Annotated in this window: 16 protein-coding genes and 1 pseudogene; 15 read left to right on the top strand and 2 right to left on the bottom strand. The window is 63.5% G+C overall.

From position 1 onward, the window contains the following. Positions 1-2: 2 nt before the first annotated feature. The 14 genes from FPT15_RS08595 to FPT15_RS08530 are packed head-to-tail and all read left to right on the top strand — an operon-like array spanning position 3 to position 13,151. Positions 3-737: a glycosyltransferase family 2 protein gene (locus FPT15_RS08595; protein WP_145160027.1), complete on the top strand. Its 735-nt coding sequence runs from the start codon at positions 3-5 to the stop codon at positions 735-737. Beyond that, positions 734-1,669 carry a glycosyl transferase gene (locus FPT15_RS08590; protein WP_145160025.1) on the top strand — a complete coding sequence of 312 codons (936 nt, stop codon included), beginning with the start codon at positions 734-736 and terminating at the stop codon, positions 1,667-1,669. The genes FPT15_RS08595 and FPT15_RS08590 overlap by 4 nt, the downstream gene beginning before the upstream one ends. Further along, a complete protein-coding gene (gene hutH, locus FPT15_RS08585) occupies positions 1,653-3,194 on the top strand; it encodes a histidine ammonia-lyase (RefSeq protein WP_145160023.1) in 1,542 nt (513 codons plus the stop codon). The genes FPT15_RS08590 and hutH overlap by 17 nt, the downstream gene beginning before the upstream one ends. Beyond that, entirely contained in the window at positions 3,187-3,615 is a 429-nt protein-coding gene (locus FPT15_RS08580; protein ID WP_145160020.1) for a thioesterase family protein, read from the top strand. The genes hutH and FPT15_RS08580 overlap by 8 nt, the downstream gene beginning before the upstream one ends. After that, complete coding sequence (locus FPT15_RS08575) at positions 3,609-4,292, top strand: outer membrane lipoprotein carrier protein LolA (RefSeq protein WP_145160019.1); 684 nt, start codon at positions 3,609-3,611, stop codon at positions 4,290-4,292. The genes FPT15_RS08580 and FPT15_RS08575 overlap by 7 nt, the downstream gene beginning before the upstream one ends. Next, complete coding sequence (locus FPT15_RS08570) at positions 4,282-6,594, top strand: MMPL family transporter (RefSeq protein ID WP_145160017.1); 2,313 nt, start codon at positions 4,282-4,284, stop codon at positions 6,592-6,594. The genes FPT15_RS08575 and FPT15_RS08570 overlap by 11 nt, the downstream gene beginning before the upstream one ends. A 33-nt stretch (positions 6,595-6,627) precedes the next feature. After that, positions 6,628-7,875 carry an NAD(P)/FAD-dependent oxidoreductase gene (locus tag FPT15_RS08565; protein WP_145160015.1) on the top strand — a complete coding sequence of 416 codons (1,248 nt, stop codon included), beginning with the start codon at positions 6,628-6,630 and terminating at the stop codon, positions 7,873-7,875. Positions 7,876-7,886: 11 nt separating this feature from the next. Further along, a complete protein-coding gene (locus FPT15_RS08560) occupies positions 7,887-8,621 on the top strand; it encodes a class I SAM-dependent methyltransferase (RefSeq protein ID WP_178119674.1) in 735 nt (244 codons plus the stop codon). Then, on the top strand, positions 8,618-9,100 hold the full coding sequence (locus FPT15_RS08555) for a hypothetical protein (protein ID WP_145160011.1): 483 nt from the start codon (positions 8,618-8,620) through the stop codon (positions 9,098-9,100). The genes FPT15_RS08560 and FPT15_RS08555 overlap by 4 nt, the downstream gene beginning before the upstream one ends. Then, entirely contained in the window at positions 9,097-10,263 is a 1,167-nt protein-coding gene (locus tag FPT15_RS08550; RefSeq protein WP_145160009.1) for a beta-ketoacyl-[acyl-carrier-protein] synthase family protein, read from the top strand. Before FPT15_RS08555 ends, FPT15_RS08550 begins: the two co-directional genes overlap by 4 nt. Beyond that, positions 10,260-10,721, top strand: a complete 462-nt coding sequence (locus FPT15_RS08545) for a hotdog family protein (RefSeq protein ID WP_145160007.1) — start codon at positions 10,260-10,262, stop codon at positions 10,719-10,721. The genes FPT15_RS08550 and FPT15_RS08545 overlap by 4 nt, the downstream gene beginning before the upstream one ends. After that, positions 10,718-11,446 (top strand): 3-oxoacyl-ACP reductase FabG, encoded by a 729-nt coding sequence (fabG, locus tag FPT15_RS08540; RefSeq protein WP_145160005.1) that lies wholly within the window; start codon positions 10,718-10,720, stop codon positions 11,444-11,446. Before FPT15_RS08545 ends, fabG begins: the two co-directional genes overlap by 4 nt. Then, a complete protein-coding gene (locus FPT15_RS08535; protein WP_106577537.1) occupies positions 11,446-12,672 on the top strand; it encodes a beta-ketoacyl-ACP synthase in 1,227 nt (408 codons plus the stop codon). Before fabG ends, FPT15_RS08535 begins: the two co-directional genes overlap by 1 nt. Before the next feature lie 26 nt (positions 12,673-12,698). After that, complete coding sequence (locus tag FPT15_RS08530) at positions 12,699-13,151, top strand: hypothetical protein (protein WP_145160003.1); 453 nt, start codon at positions 12,699-12,701, stop codon at positions 13,149-13,151. A 213-nt stretch (positions 13,152-13,364) separates the two neighbouring features. Here the strand turns inward: FPT15_RS08530 and FPT15_RS08525 are convergent, their stop codons facing one another. Both FPT15_RS08525 and FPT15_RS08520 read right to left on the bottom strand, forming a co-directional pair. Next, on the bottom strand, positions 13,365-13,751 hold the full coding sequence (locus FPT15_RS08525; protein ID WP_145160000.1) for a type II toxin-antitoxin system PemK/MazF family toxin: 387 nt from the start codon (positions 13,749-13,751) through the stop codon (positions 13,365-13,367). Between the two features lie 87 nt (positions 13,752-13,838). Then, positions 13,839-14,733 (bottom strand): annotated as a pseudogene (locus FPT15_RS08520) (LysR substrate-binding domain-containing protein). Between the two features lie 172 nt (positions 14,734-14,905). Here FPT15_RS08520 and FPT15_RS08515 point away from each other — a divergent pair. Then, positions 14,906-16,132 (top strand): MFS transporter, encoded by a 1,227-nt coding sequence (locus FPT15_RS08515; RefSeq protein ID WP_370004712.1) that lies wholly within the window; start codon positions 14,906-14,908, stop codon positions 16,130-16,132. Positions 16,133-16,171: the final 39 nt, after the last annotated feature.

The raw sequence follows: 16,171 nt of genomic DNA, 5'->3' as shown, positions 1-16,171 counted from the left end.
CCATGCATAACCCCTGCGCGCTCATCCCGGTCTACAACCACGAAGCCGCCGTACCGGCCGTGGTGCACAGCCTGTTGAACAGCGGCTTGCCGTGCCTGCTGGTCGACGACGGCAGCAGCCCGGCGTGCGCGGCGGTGTTGGCGCAACTGGCAACGCTCGATAACGTCACCTTGCTGACCTTGCCCAACAACACAGGCAAAGGCGGCGCGGTCATGGCTGGCTTTCGCGAAGCCGCACGCCGGGGCTTCACGCATGCGCTGCAAGTGGACGCCGACGGCCAGCACGACCTGCGCGAAGTCGAGAGCTTTCTCGATACCTCACGCAGGCACCCCGACGCGGTGATCTGCGGCTACCCCGAATACGACGACAGCGTGCCCAAAGGCCGCTTGTACGCGCGCTACCTGACCCACGTGTGGGTGTGGATCAACACCCTGTCGCTGCAGATTCGCGACTCGATGTGCGGCTTTCGCGTGTACCCGCTGGCGCCTACGCTAGCGCTGATGGACTCGGCCTACATCGGCACGCACATGGATTTCGATTCCGACATCCTGGTGCGCCTGGCCTGGCGTAACCAGCCGATGCGCTGGCTGCCGACCCAGGTGCATTACCCCGCCGATGGCTTGTCGCACTTCCGCCTGTTCCGCGACAACGTGCGCATCTCGGCCATGCACACGCGGCTGTTTTTCGGCATGTTGGTGCGCGCGCCGATGATTCTGTGGCGACGGTGGCAGGCATGAGCGACCGCACCAAACACTGGGCCGACCGCGAGGAGCGCGGCAGCTTCTGGCTGATGAAGCTCACTGCCGTCGCCGCCAAGGTCCTCGGCCGTCGCCTGCTGAGCCCGTTGCTGTACAGCATCGTGCTGTACTTTTTCCTGTTCGGCCGCACCGCGCGCCACAGCGCCTGGGAATACCAGCAACGCCTGGCCGACTGGAGCGGGCGCGATGAGCTGCGGCCCACGCATAAAAAAGTCTTCGGCCAGTTCATGGCGTTTGCCGACTCGCTGCTCGACAAACTCGACGTGTGGAACGGCAAGCTGCGCATCGAACAGATCGAAATCAACGACCCGGCGCAATTGCGCGGGCAACTGCGCGGCGAGCGCGGGCAGATGCTGGTGGGCGCGCACCTGGGCAACCTCGAAGTGTGCCGCGCGCTGGCCGAGATCGGTGAGCAAGTCACCATGAACGTGCTGGTGCACACCAAGCACGCCGAGCGTTTCAACCGCCTGCTGGGCGAAGCCGGGGCCACGCATTTGCGCCTGATCCAGGTCAGCGAACTGGACCCGGCGACCATGCTGCTGCTCAGCCAGCGCCTGGACGACGGCGAGTGGCTGGCGATTGCCGGCGACCGCGTGCCGCTGCACGGCGGGCGCAAGGTGCGCGTGGATTTCCTCGGCCATGACGCGGCGTTCCCGCAAGGCCCGTGGCTGCTGGCCGGGCTGCTCAAATGCCCGGTGAACCTGCTGATGTGCCTGAAGCACGACGGTCGCTATCGCCTGACTATCGAGCCGTTCGCGCAATTGATCGAATGGAAGCGCAGCACCCGCGAGCAGGTCATCGCCCTGTGGACCGCGCGCTACGCCGCACGCCTGGGCCAGTTCTGCCTGGAAGCGCCCCAACAGTGGTTCAACTTTTACCCTTTCTGGAAAACCGATGACGACGCATCTTGAGCCAGTAACCTTTGGCGAACGCGCTTTGCGCATTGAAGACGTGCTGGCCTTGGCCAACCGTCAGGCGCCCACGCAGTTGCAGGACGACGCCGCGTACCGCCAGCGCATTGCCAAAGGCGCGCAGTTCCTCGACTCGCTGCTGGACAAGGAAGGCGTGATCTACGGCGTGACCACCGGCTACGGCGACTCGTGCGTGGTGGCGGTGCCGTTGCAGCACGTCGAGGCGCTGCCGCGTCATCTGTATACCTTCCACGGTTGCGGCCTGGGCAAATTGCTCGACGCACAAGCCACCCGCGCCGTGCTGGCAGCGCGTTTGCAGTCGCTGTGCCACGGCGTTTCCGGGGTGCGTGTGGAATTGATCGAGCGTCTGCATGCGTTTCTGGAACACGACGTACTGCCGCTGATTCCGGAAGAAGGCTCGGTGGGCGCCAGCGGTGATTTGACGCCGCTGTCGTACGTGGCCGCGACCTTGTCCGGCGAGCGTGAAGTGATGTTCCGTGGCGAGCGTCGCCAGGCGGCTGACGTGCACCGCGAACTCGGTTGGGAGCCGCTGGTGCTGCGCCCCAAGGAAGCCCTGGCCTTGATGAATGGCACTGCCGTCATGACCGGCCTGGCCTGCCTGGCCTTCGCCCGCGCCGACTACCTGCTGCAACTGGCCACGCGCATTACTGCGCTGAACGTGGTGGCGCTGCAAGGCAACCCGGAGCACTTCGACGAGCGCCTGTTCGCCGCCAAACCGCACCCGGGGCAGATGCAAGTCGCCGCGTGGCTGCGCAAAGACCTGGCGATTGATGCACCGACCGCGCCGCTGCACCGCCTGCAGGACCGCTACTCGCTGCGCTGCGCACCGCACGTGCTTGGCGTGCTGGCCGACAGCTTGAACTGGCTGCGTTCGTTTATCGAAATCGAACTGAACAGCGCCAACGACAACCCGATCATCGACGCCGAAGAAGAGCGCGTGCTGCACGGCGGGCACTTCTACGGCGGGCACATTGCCTTTGCCATGGACAGCCTCAAGACCCTGGTGGCCAACGTCGCCGACCTGCTCGACCGCCAGCTCGCGCTGCTGGTGGACGTGCGTTACAACCACGGTTTGCCGAGCAACTTGTCCGGCGCGCCGGCCGATCGCGCGATGATCAACCACGGCTTCAAGGCCGTGCAGATCGGCACCAGCGCCTGGACCGCCGAAGCGTTGAAAAACACCATGCCGGCCAGCGTGTTCTCGCGCTCCACCGAGTGCCACAACCAGGACAAAGTGAGCATGGGCACCATCGCCGCCCGCGATGCGATCCGCGTGCTGGAGCTGACCGAGCAAGTCGCCGCCGCCACGCTGCTCGCGGCCAACCAAGGCGTGTGGCTGCGCGCCCAGGCTGAAGATGCACGCGCCCTGCCGCCGGCCTTGGCCGCCATGCATGCAGAACTGGCCAAGGACTTCCCGCCGGTCATCGAAGACCGTGCGCTGGAAGGCGAACTGCGCCTGTGCCTGAAACGTATCGCCGAGCAACACTGGAGGCTGCATGCGTAGCCAGGGCGTGTTGCATTGCGACACTGAAATCCTCGTGCCGTTTTTCGACATCGACACCATGCACGTGGTGTGGCACGGGCATTACGTGAAGTACCTGGAAGTAGCGCGCTGCGCGCTGCTGGACAAGATCGGCCATAACTACACGGCGATGCTGGAGTCCGGCTACGCATGGCCAGTGATCGACATGCAGCTGCGCTACGTGCGCGGCGCGGTGTTCGGCCAGACGATCAATGTGCGCGCCAGTTTGGTGGAGTGGGAGAACCGTTTGAAGGTCAATTACCTGATCACCGACCTGGCCAGCGGCGAACGCCTGACCCGCGCCAGCACCGTGCAAGTGGCGGTAGAAATCGCCAGCCGCGAAATGCAGCTGGCCTCCCCCAACGTCTTTACAGACGCCGTAGAGAGGGCCCTGAAATGCTGACCCCTGTGGGAGCGGGCTTGCCCGCGAAGGACGTTAACGATAACGCGAACCGCCTGACACTGCGCAGCGCCCTCAGGTTCTTCGCGGGCAAGCCCGCTCCCACATTAATTGGGTTGTTGCTGAGCTTCAGCGCCCATGCTTTTGATCTGCAACAGCTGAGCGATCAGTTGGCCAAGCCCTCGGTGATCCACGGCAACTTCATCCAGGAAAAACACCTGCGCGCCCTGCCCCAACCCCTGGTCAGCAAAGGCACCTTCGTGCTCGCCAGAGACCACGGCCTGCTGTGGCTGTTGAAAACCCCGCTGCAGCAGGACTACCGCATCAGCGCCCAAGGCATCGCGCGCCGTGACGCCAATGGCTGGCAACTGCTGCCAAACAAGAGCGCCGGGGCCGAGCAGAACCGCCTGTTCCTCGCCGTACTCCAAGGCGACAGCAGCGGCCTGCAACGCGACTTCGAATTGCAACTGCAAGGCGAAGCCAAGCAATGGAAGCTGACGCTGATCCCGCGCTCATTGCTGCTCAAGCAGGTCTTCACCCAGATCAATATCGACGGCGGCGAATTGGTGCAGACCATCCAGCTGCTGGAAACCCAAGGCGACAGCACCGTGCTACGCATGCAGGACAGCACTGCCGCCCAACCGTTAAGCGATGCGGAGCAACACGACTTTGCCCAGTGAGCGCCTGCTGCCGCGCCTGTTCCTGATTCTGCTGGTGGCCGTGCTGGCGCTGGCCGGCTGGCAGTGGCGCCATGGCGCGCCGCTGTCGGCCAACCTGATGGAGCTGGTGCCGGGCAGCACGCCGGATGCGCTTGAGCTCAAAGCCGAACAACGCATGCAAGAGCCGCTGAACCGCGAAATGCTGGTATTGGTCGGGCATGCCGATCGGCAAACAGCCGTGGCGGTGGCGCAGCAATTGGGCGAGCGCTGGCAGGCCAGCGGGCTGTTTGAAAAGGTGCAGTGGAACCTGCAGGCCGACTTGCCGGCCCTGCGCGAGCAATTGCTGCGCGGGCGCCTGGCGATGCTCTCGGCCAAGGACCGCGAACAACTGATCGAGCACCCCGACGCCTTCATCCAGCAGCGCGTGCAAGCACTGTTCGACCCCTTCACCGGGTTCAGCCTGGTGCCGAGCCAGGACGACTGGCTGGGCCTCACCGGGCGTATCCAGAACAGCCAGCCGCAACACGGCTCGGTGCAACTGGATATCGGCAGCGGCACCTTGATCGCCGATGCCGACGGCAAAAGCTGGGTGATGTTGCGGGCGCGCACCACCGGCAATGCCTTTGATATGAAACTGCCGGTGCAAGTGGCGGATCTGCTCCAGGCCAGCCGCGCGCAGGCCAGCGAACAGGGCGTGCAATTGCTCGCCGCCAGCGGTTTGCTCTATGCGGCCAATGGGCAGCAGCAGGCGACCCGGGAAATTACCTGGGTGGGCGGCGGCGCCACGCTGGGCATCCTGTTATTGCTGTTGCTGGCGTTCCGCCGCTGGCGTGTGCTGCTGGCCTTTGTGCCGGTGCTGGTGGGCATGCTGTTTGGCGCGGTGGCCTGTGTGGCGCTGTTCGGCCATATGCATGTGATGACCTTGGTGCTCGGCTCCAGCCTGATCGGCGTGGCGGTGGATTACCCGCTGCATTACCTGTCCAAAAGCTGGAGCCTGCAGCCGTGGCGCAGTTGGCCGGCGTTGCGCCTGACCCTGCCGGGGTTGAGCCTGAGCCTGGCGACCAGCTGCATCGGTTACCTGGCGCTGGCCTGGACGCCGTTCCCGGCGCTCACCCAGATCGCGGTGTTCTCTGCCGCCGGTCTGGTCGGTGCCTACCTGTCGGCCGTGTGCCTGTTGCCCGCGTTGCTCCAAGGCGTGGACCTGCGCCCGGCGCAATGGCCGCTGCGCATCGCTGAAGGCCTGTGGCTGCTGCGGGCCACCTTGATCAAACACTTACCGAGCCCGCTGCTCCTGGCCCTGGTGCTGCTGTTTTGCGCCGGTGGTCTGTGGCACCTGAACAGCAAGAACGATATCCGCCAATGGATCGGTGCCCCGCCGCAATTGCTGCAGGAAGCCCAGGCCGTGGCGCGCATCACCGGGTTCCAGCCCACCAGCCAGTTCTTTCTGGTGCGCGCCGACAATCAGCAGCAGTTGCTCGAACGTCAGGCCGCCCTGGGCCAGCGCCTGGACCAACTGGTGAACATGGACAAGCTGCAGGGCTACCTGGCGCTCAACCAGCTGGTCAACCTGCCCGCCGAGCAGCAACAGCTGCGCGACGCGCTCAACCAATTGCCGCAACACTGGCAGCCGCTGTTGGACCTGGGCGTGCCCGCCAGCGCCCTGCACGCCGAAATCGCGCAACTGCAAGCCTTGCCCACCGAAGACATCGACGCGGCGCTGGTCGGCCCGCTCGCCGAGCCTTGGCGCACGCTGTGGCTGGGCCCGGTGGACGGCGGCGTGGCGGCGATGGTTAGCTTGCAAGGCCTGAACAACCCGGCGCTGCTGCGGGTGCAGGCGCTGGACCTGCCTGGCGTACAGTTGGTGGATCGTCTGGGCGACTTGAACCGGGTATTCGCCGACACGCAGATCAGCGCCGCTGAATTGAAATTGATGTCGTGCGTGCTGATCGTGCTGTTGCTGATCCTGCCGTTCGGGTTTGGCGGCGCCTTGCGCATCGTCGCCCTGCCGCTGCTCGCGGCGCTGTGCAGCCTGGCCAGCCTGGGTTGGCTGGGCCAGCCGCTGACCTTGTTCAGCCTGTTCGGCCTGCTGCTGGTCACGGCGATCAGCGTTGACTACGCGATCTTGATGCGCGAACAGATCGGCGGCCCTGCCGTGAGTCTTTTAGGTACGCTGCTGGCGGCGCTGACGACCTGGTTGTCGTTTGGCCTGCTGGCGGTGTCGAGTACACCGGCCGTGAGCAATTTCGGCCTGTCGGTCAGCCTGGGCCTGGCTTTCAGCTTTATGCTGGCGCCCTGGGCCGGCCATCAGAAGCACGCCTTATGAATGTGATTATCGCCATAGCGGCAAGGAGCCCTCGTGCCCATAGTTGAAATGGAACGTCGCCAGGTGGTGGTGATCGGTGCCGGCCCGTCCGGTGCCATCGCCGCCGCGCTGTTAAAGCGCAACGGGCATGATGTATTGATTATCGAGCGCCAGCATTTTCCACGCTTCTCGATTAGCGAAAGCCTGCTGTCGCACTGCATCGATTTTATCGAAGAAGCCGGCATGCTCGAGGCCGTGCAGGCGGCGGGTTTCCAGGTAAAAACCGGCGCTGCGTTTGCCTGGGGCGAGCGCTACAGCGCGTTTGATTTTGGCGACACGTTCAGCCACGGCAAACCCACCACCTTCCAGGTGCAGCGCGGTGAATTCGACAAATTGCTGGCCGACCAGGCCGCCTTGCAAGGCGTCGACATTCGCTACGGCGAAAGCGTCGTCGGTGTGGATTTTTCCGGTGACAGCCGCTACCTGCACGTGCGCCGCGAGAATGGCAGCGAATACCACCTCAAGGCCAAATTTGTCCTCGACGCCAGCGGCTACGGCCGTGTGTTGCCGCGCCTGCTGGACCTTGAGGCGCCATCGAATTTCCCGGTGCGCCAGGCGGTGTTCACTCACGTCGAAGACCGCATCGAACACCCCGGTTTCGACCGCACCAAAATCCTCGTGACCACCCACCCGACCCAGCGTGACATCTGGTTCTGGACCATCCCGTTCAGCAACGGCCGCTGCTCGGTGGGCGTGGTCGCGGCGAAGGAGCATTTCGACGGCCGCGACAGCGACCTCGACGCGTGCCTGCGCGGCTTTATCGCTGAAACGCCGAGCCTGGCCGGCGTGCTGCAAAACGCCGTGTGGGACACGCCTGCGCGCACCATCGGCGGCTACTCGGCCAACGTCAAAACCCTGCACGGTCCGGGCTTTGCGCTGCTGGGCAACGCGGCAGAATTCCTCGACCCGGTATTTTCGTCCGGCGTGACCATCGCCATGCGCTCGGCGAGCATGGCGGCAGGCTTGCTGCACCGCCAACTCAAGGGCGAAACCGTGGACTGGCAAACCGAGTTTGCCGAGCCGTTGAAACGCGGCGTCGACACCTTCCGCTGCTACGTCGAAGGCTGGTACGCCGGCACCTTCCAGGATGTGATTTTCCATCCGGGCAGCTCGCCGGACATTCGCCGGATGATCAGCTCGATCCTCGCCGGCTACGCGTGGGATGATCGCAACCCGTTTGTCAGCGAGCCCAAGCGGCGGTTGCGGATGTTGTCGGAGATTTGCGCGAGTGAGCCGGTATGAGCAGTCCAGCGCTGGAAAAAAACTACCTGAGTAAAAACTACGTCGAAGAAACCCGGTTCGGCTTCTGGTTCCTGCGCAGCCACACTTGGCAGCACCACGTGTTGCGCGTGGCGATCAACGACTTGCGCAGCTTGTTCACCGAGCCATTGCCGGTCGCGCCGGTGCTGCTGGACGCCGGTTGCGGCCAGGGCAAGTCGTTCCAGTATTTGCAGCAGGTGTTCGCGCCGCAGTGCCTGATCGGGGTGGATGCCGACCCGCATAGCCTGGCGCTGAGCAAGGCCGAAGCCGAGCGCCAAGGCCTGGCCGTCGAGCTGATCGGCAGTGACTGCGCCACCCTTGAGGTGCCCGACGCCAGCGTCGATATCCTGTTCTGCCACCAGACCTTCCACCATCTGGTGGAACAGCATCGCGCCTTGAAGGAGTTCTACCGCGTGCTCAAGCCGGGCGGCTATCTGCTGTTTGCCGAGTCCACCGAAGCCTATATCGATACCTGGGTGATTCGCTGGCTGTTCCGCCACCCGATGCACGTGCAGAGAAGCGCCGACGAATACCTGGAGATGCTGCGCGAGCAGGGGTTTGAATTCGCCCCGCAGAATGTCTCGTACCCGTATCTGTGGTGGAGCCGCTCCAGTGATTTTGGCCTGCTCGAGCGCTGGGGCCTGCGCAACCCGCCACCGGTGGGCCAGCGCGAAGAGACGCTGGTCAACTGTGTGGTGCGTAAACCTTTCGCGAGCGCCGCACCATGATCCGTCTGCTGTTGATCGGTTGCCTGTTGCTGCTGAGCGCCTGCGCCAGCCAACCGCCGCTGCCCGCAAAAACCCCGGCGCTGGCCTTGCCGATGCAATTGCATGTGCAGCGCCTTTCGGGTGGCCAGAGCCAGGACTGGCTGTTGGTGATCCAGCGCGAAGGCGCAGCCCTTCGCTGGTCGATGATGGACCCGCTGGGCATTCCCCAGGCGCGGCAAAAACTGCTTAATGGCCAGTGGCAGGCCGATGGTCTGCTGCCGCCCAACCCGGCGGCGCGCGAGCTGTTTGCCGCCTTGCTGTTTGCCCTGACTTCATCGGATGACGTGCGCGCGCTTTACCCGAGCGCCCAGGCCATGGACCTCACGCGCACGCTGCCGGGCCACTGGCAAATCGTCTATCAATCTTCAGAGGTGTTCAGCGTGAACATGACGGGCCAACCGCTGAGCTATCGCATCACACCGCTGGGGGTCGCTCGATGACGGCTTATCTGAATGCGCTGGGCGTGATTTGCGCCCTGGGACGCGGCCAGGCCGAGGTCAGTCGCAGCTTGTTTGCCGGCGACTGCTCGGGCATGCGTGCCGAGAGTGGCTGGGTGCCGGAACACGTGTTGCCGGTCGGCGGCGTGCGCAGCGAGCTGGTGACTATTCCGCTCGAACTGAACCAGCAAAGCAGCCGCAACAACCAGTTGTTGCTGGAAGCGGCGTTGCAGATCGAGGGCGAGATCCGCCAGGCCATTCACACCTATGGCGCCTCGCGAGTCGGTGTGGTGCTGGGCACCAGCACCTCGGGCATCGACGAGGCCAGCCGCGGCATCGCCAATTACCTGCGCGACAAGCAGTTCCCCGGCGACTACGACTACCAGCAACAGGAACTCAGCGCCCCCGCCAACTTCCTCGCCGACTGGCTGCAACTGAGCGGCCCGGCCTATGTGATTTCTACCGCCTGCACCTCCAGCGCCCGCGCGTTGATGAGCGCCCAACGCCTGCTGGATCTGGGCGTGTGCGACGCGGTGATCTGCGGCGGTGTCGACAGCCTGTGCAAGCTGACACTCAACGGTTTTACCGCGCTGGAAGCGGTCTCCAACGAGCGCTGCAATCCGTTTTCAGTGAACCGCAATGGCATCAATATCGGCGAAGCGGCCGTGCTGTTTGTGATGACCCAACAACCGGCGCCGATTGCCCTGCTGGGCAGTGGCGCCAGTTGCGACGCGCACCATATCTCCGCGCCCGAGCCTACCGGCAAAGGCGCATTGCAGGCGATGCGCAAGGCCTTGGCCAGCGCGAAGCTGGTGCCCGAGCAGATCGGTTACTTGAACCTGCACGGCACCGCCACCCAGCACAACGACGCCATGGAAAGCCTGGCCGTGGCCAGCCTGTTTCCCCACGGCGTGGCCTGTTCGTCGACCAAACCCATGAGCGGCCACACCCTCGGTGCAGCCGGCGCGCTGGAAGCGGCGTTCTGCTGGCTGAGCCTGACCCACGGCAGCGTGCCGCCGCATGTGTGGGACGGCCAGGCCGACCCGGCGCTGCCCGCCCTGCAATGGGCGCAGACCGGCGACACCTTGGAAAAACGCTGCCTGATGAGCAACTCGTTTGCCTTCGGCGGTAACAACGTCAGCCTGATAATCGCAGAGGCCCCATGATTGATTGGCCACTCGCCCAATTGCTGCCCCACGCGGGCGACATGATCCTGATCGACCAGGTGCTGTCGTTCGATGAAGAGCAGATTCACACGCGCCTTACCGTCAAACCCGGCGGCCTGTTCAACCGCCCGGACGGCAGCCTGCCGGCCTGGGTCGGCATCGAGCTGATGGCGCAGAGCGTCGCCGCGTATGCCGGGTGCCGCGCGCGCCAGAACGGCGAAGCAGTGGAGCTAGGCTTCCTGCTCGGCACGCGTAAGTTCGAGTGCAACGTGGAACACTTTCCGGCAGGTGCCGAACTGCGCATCCACGGCCTGCGCTCGCTGGAAGACGACAACGGCATGGGTGTGTTCGAATGCCACCTCACCGGCGACGGTATCCAGGCCAGCGCGCGCTTGAACGTATTTCGACCGCCCCAGGCGGCCACCTATTTAGATGAATCGAAGGACGAAACGCCATGACTGAATCCGTACTGGTCACCGGCTCCAGCCGTGGCATCGGCCGCGCCATTGCCCTGCGTCTGGCGCAGGCCGGGCATGACATCGTGCTGCATTGCCGCAGCGGTCGCGCGGAAGCGGACGCGGTGCAGGTCGAGATTGAAGCCCTGGGCCGCAAGGCGCGGGTGCTGCAGTTTGACGTGGCCGATCGCGCCAGCTGCAAGCAAATCCTTGAAGCCGACGTGGAGCAGCATGGCGCCTACTACGGCGTGGTGCTCAATGCCGGCCTGACCCGTGACGGCGCGTTCCCGGCCTTGTCCGAAGACGATTGGGACGTGGTGATGCGCACCAATCTCGACGGTTTCTACAACGTGCTGCACCCGGTGATGATGCCGATGATTCGTCGTCGCGCCGCCGGCCGCATTGTGTGCATCACCTCGGTGTCGGGGCTGATCGGCAACCGTGGGCAGGTCAATTACAGCGCGTCGAAGGCCGGTCTGATTGGCGCGGCCAAGGCGCTGGCCATCGAGCTGGGCAAGCGCAAGATCACCGTCAACTGTGTAGCCCCCGGCTTGATCGACACCGCGATGCTGGATGAAAACGTGCCGGTCGAAGAACTGATGAAAATGATCCCGGCGCAGCGCATGGGCACCCCGGAAGAAGTGGCCGGTGCAGTGAATTTCCTGATGTCGGCCGAAGCCGGCTACATCACGCGCCAGGTGTTGGCCGTGAACGGAGGCCTGTGCTGATGAAACGCGTCGTCGTCACCGGCATGGCCGGCATGACCTCCCTGGGCAGCGATTGGGACACCATCGCCGCCAACTTTCGCGCCAACCGCAGCGGCATTCGGCGCATGGACGAGTGGGACCGTTTCACCGAACTGAACACGCGCCTGGCCGGGCCGATTGACGATTTCGTGGTGCCGGCCCACTGGACGCGCAAGCAACTGCGCAGCATGGGTCGCGTGTCGCGCCTGGCAGTGTGGGCGGCGGAGCAGGCGTTGCAGGACGCCGGGTTGCTCGGCGACGAGTCGATCAAGGACGGGCGCATGGGCGTGGCCTGTGGCTCGTCCACCGGCAGCACCGACGAGATCAAGGCATTCGGCAACATGCTGCTGAACTCGGTGGCAGAGGGGCTGAACGCCAACTCCTATGTGCGCATGATGCCGCACACCACGGCAGCGAATATCAGCATCTTTTTTGGCCTTACCGGGCGGCTGATCCCGACGTCCAGCGCCTGCACCAGCGGCAGCCAGGGCATCGGCTATGCGTATGAAGCGATCAAGTTCGGACGCCTGCCGTTGATGCTCGCCGGCGGCGCCGAAGAGCTGTGCCCCACCGAAGCCATGGTGTTTGATGCGCTCTACGCCACCAGCCTGAAAAACGACGCGCCGCAGACCAGCCCACGTCCTTACGACAGCGGCCGTGATGGCCTGGTGATCGGTGAAGGCGGCGGCATGCTGGTGCTCGAAGAACTGGAACACGCGTTGGCGCGCGGTGCGCACATCCACGCCGAACTCGTGGGTTTCGGCAGCAACGCCGACGGCCAGCACACCACCCGCCCGGAGCAGAAAACCATGCGCCGCGCCATGGAGCTGGCCCTGGAAGATGCCGGGCTGGAGCCGTCGGCCATTGGCTACGTCAACGGCCATGGCACCGCCACCGATCAAGGTGATATTGCCGAAACCCTGGCCACCAGCAGCCTGTTCGGCCGCCACATGCCGATCAGTTCGCAGAAGAGTTTTCTTGGCCACACCCTGGGCGCATGCGGCGCGCTGGAGTCGTGGTTCAGCATCGAAATGATGAACCGCGACCAGTACGTACACACCTTCAACCTGGACGTGGTCGACCCGCAATGTGGCGAGCTGGATTATCTGCAGGGCGGCTTTCGCGAGATGCACCACGACTACGTGATGAACAACAACTTTGCGTTTGGCGGCGTCAACACCTCGCTGATTTTCCGTCGCTGGGCCTGATTTTTTAATTGATTGGAGAAAATGGAATGTCTTCCTTGCTACGCGCCACCCTGATCACCCTGGCCTTGCTGACCGCCGCCGGTTGCACCAGCAAACCCGTGCTCAACACCCAGCACGAGCTACCGGCCGGCACTCAGGTGAGCGAAGAAACCATGAAGCAGGTCATCGTCACGGCCCTGCAAAAACGCGAGTGGACCGTGCAGCGTTTCAGCCCACAACTCGTACAGGCCCAGATCACCGTGCGCAACCAGTTCTACGCGGCCATCGACATCCGTTACAGCCGCAACAGCTACGCCATCACCTACCGCGACAGCCGCGACCTGGGCTACAAGGACGGCAAGATCCATCGCAACTACAACCGCTGGGTGAGCATGCTCGATCGCGACATCATGGCCGCGCTGCGTAGCAATGGCGTGGGTAACGCGCCGGGACCTGCGGCGCAGTCGTTTGAGCAGACAGGGGCGTCGAAGCAGAACTGAGGATCGCGGTCCGTCAGAAACGACAAAGGGCGCCTTTCGGCGCCCTCTTCACAAACAGGTTGGCTTGTCATCGCCGCTTCCTGCCTGGCTCTGCGATGGCTGGTTACCCAGGATCCTCAGAGTCTCACAAGCCCCTTTCGGGAACTCGGCCAGTATGCCTGAAAACAACTCGCCTGCAATCGGTGGCAAAGCGCCGCTTATTCCTTACCCACTTCATCGCAACCCCAGCGCACTGCGCACCGCTGCCTTTATCGCTGAAAACTGATCATTGGTGAGCTCCGCGATTTTGTAAGTTCGTTTTCCATGACGGTCTTTGCTTTTGATGCGATCCAGTCGCCCCAGGCTTACGGTCGCCACAATGTCGCACTTCGCCCAGCAGATGGGGTTCGCGCCCTGAAGATGACTGTCTAGCTGCAAATGATGCTCCAGCAGCGTTTGCGGGGCGGTGGTGCTCAAAGGCACAACCGTTACCAGCAGCTTATTGGTTCGGTGTTTGCGTATCACAATGACGGGTCGAATCTTGATGATTTCCGGGACCTCATAGCCTCGAAAATCACAAATCAACACGCTGCCCTCCTTGGGCTGATAGAGAAGTGCCATCCATATCACTCGCTTGGAAAAGAGCGATTCTGCGCAGGTTTCTGGCTAATCACTAAGCCAGTTCCGTTACCTGATATGTGACTTCGCCTACACCACGGCCTTGCGCGTCAACAACTCCACAAACGCCTTCGCCCTCGGCGACTGCGCGCCCTTGCGTTGCACCAGCCATACCGCCGTGACCGCCTCCTGATCGAGCAATGTGCGATACACCACGCCATCAATGCGTATGCGCTGGTAAGACGCCGGCAGCACCGACACGCCCAAGCCCGCCGCCACCAACCCGATAATCGTCATCGCTTCCCCGGCCTCCTGAGCGAAGTGCGGGCTGAAGCCGGCGTCACGGGCCAGGTTGAGCAGCTGCGCGTAGAGGCCGCTGCCATAGCTGCGCGGGAAGAATACAAACGGCTCCTGCGCCAGTTGCGCCAGGTGCAAACCGCGCTCGCTGCCCTCCGCCAGCGGGTGGCCGGCGTTCAGTACGGCAACCAGCGGTTCGCGCATCAGCTCGATGACACTCAGCGAATCCGGCAACGGCAGCGGGCGCATCAGGCCGACCTGGATCGATTGATCCACCAACGATTCGGCCACTTCGGTGCTGCTCATTTCCTGCAGGCTCAAGTGCACCGCCGGGAAGGCCTGGCGAAACGCAAAGATCGCCTGCGGAATGCTCGAATTGAAGGGTGCGGAAGACGTGAAACCAATCTTCAGTTCCCCCAGCTCTCCCAACTGGGCACGCCGAGCGACATCCGCGGCCTTGTCGACTTGCGCCAGCACCAGTCGCGCCTCTTGCAGGAACAAGCGCCCGGCCTCACTGAGCTCGACCCGACGATTGGTGCGTTCAAACAAGCGCGCGCCCACCTCTTGCTCCAGCGCCTGGATCTGCTGGCTCAGCGGCGGTTGCGAGATGCCCAGCACCTGCGCGGCGCGGCCGAAATGCAGTTCTTCAGCGACGGCTGATGAAGTACCGCAGGTGACGCAATTCCATGCAAACCTCATTAGGTCGTAAAAGCTATCAAACAGGTCGAACAATATATTGGAAAGAATCATTAGCCAGCTATATTCTTTTTTGCATTGCCAGTTCTGGCAGGCTTTCCCTCGCCGAGGTCCCCGTGAAATCTGCTGTCGCTCCATTTGCTCAAGAAGTCCCGCCTACCGCCCTGGATGAGGTGGTGGCCCAGCTCAACGAGCAGTTCATCGAAAAAGGCACGCCAATGTTCATGCGCACCGTGCTGGCGCTGTTCTCCGGTGGGTTTGCCACCTTTGCCCTGCTGTATTGCGTACAGCCGATGATGCCCGCGCTGTCCCACGAGTTTTCCATCAACGCGGCGCAGAGCAGCCTGATCCTGTCAGTCGCCACCGCCATGCTCGCATTTGGCCTGCTGATCACCGGGCCGATTTCCGACACCCTCGGGCGTAAACCGGTAATGGTCGCTGCGCTGTTTTGCGCTGCCCTGGCCACCATCGCCAGCGGCCTGATGCCGTCCTGGGAAGGCATCCTGCTGATGCGTGCGCTGGTCGGCCTGTCCCTGAGCGGCCTGGCAGCCGTCGCGATGACTTACCTGAGCGAAGAGATCCACCCGCAACACATCGGCCTGGCCATGGGCTTGTACATCGGCGGCAACGCGATTGGCGGCATGAGCGGGCGCCTGATCATGGGCGTGCTGATCGACTTCGTCAGTTGGCATACCGCCACGCTGATCATCGGCGCCCTGGCGTTGATCGCTGCCACGGTGTTCTGGAAGATCCTCCCCGAGTCGCGCAACTTCCGCGCCAGCAGCCTCAAACCGCGCAGCCTGGTAGACGGCTTTGTGATGCATTTCAAGGACGCCGGCCTGCCGTGGCTTTTTCTCGAAGCCTTCCTGCTGATGGGCGCGTTCGTGACGATGTTCAACTACATCGGCTATCGCCTGCTGGCGTCGCCTTACGCGTTGAGCCAGGCCGTGGTCGGCCTGCTGTCGCTGGTGTACCTGTCGGGCATCTACAGCTCGGCGAAAATCGGCTCGCTGGCCGACCGCCTCGGCCGGCGGCGCGTGTTGTGGGGCACAATCGTGTTGATGCTTTCGGGCATGTTGCTGACCCTGTTCACCCCGCTGTGGCTGGTGGTGCCGGGCATGCTGATCTTTACCTTCGGCTTCTTCGGCGCGCACTCGGTGGCCAGCAGCTGGATTGGCCGGCGCGCGGTCAAGGCCAAGGGGCAGGCGTCGTCGCTGTACCTGTTCTGCTACTACGTGGGCTCAAGCATTGCGGGGACGGCGGGCGGGTTCTTCTGGCACTTTGCCGGGTGGAACGGGATTGGCGGGTTTATCGTGGCATTGCTGATTGGCGCGCTGTTGGTGGCGTTGAAGTTGGCGAAGTTGCCGCCACTGGGCCATGTGAAAGCCTGAGGATTTCTGGCTTTAATGTGGGAGGGGGCAAGCCCCCTC

The organism is Pseudomonas sp. RGB (assembly GCF_007713445.1).
In the GTDB taxonomy this organism is placed as follows: domain Bacteria; phylum Pseudomonadota; class Gammaproteobacteria; order Pseudomonadales; family Pseudomonadaceae; genus Aquipseudomonas.
This window is presented reverse-complemented; position numbering and strand designations above follow the sequence as displayed.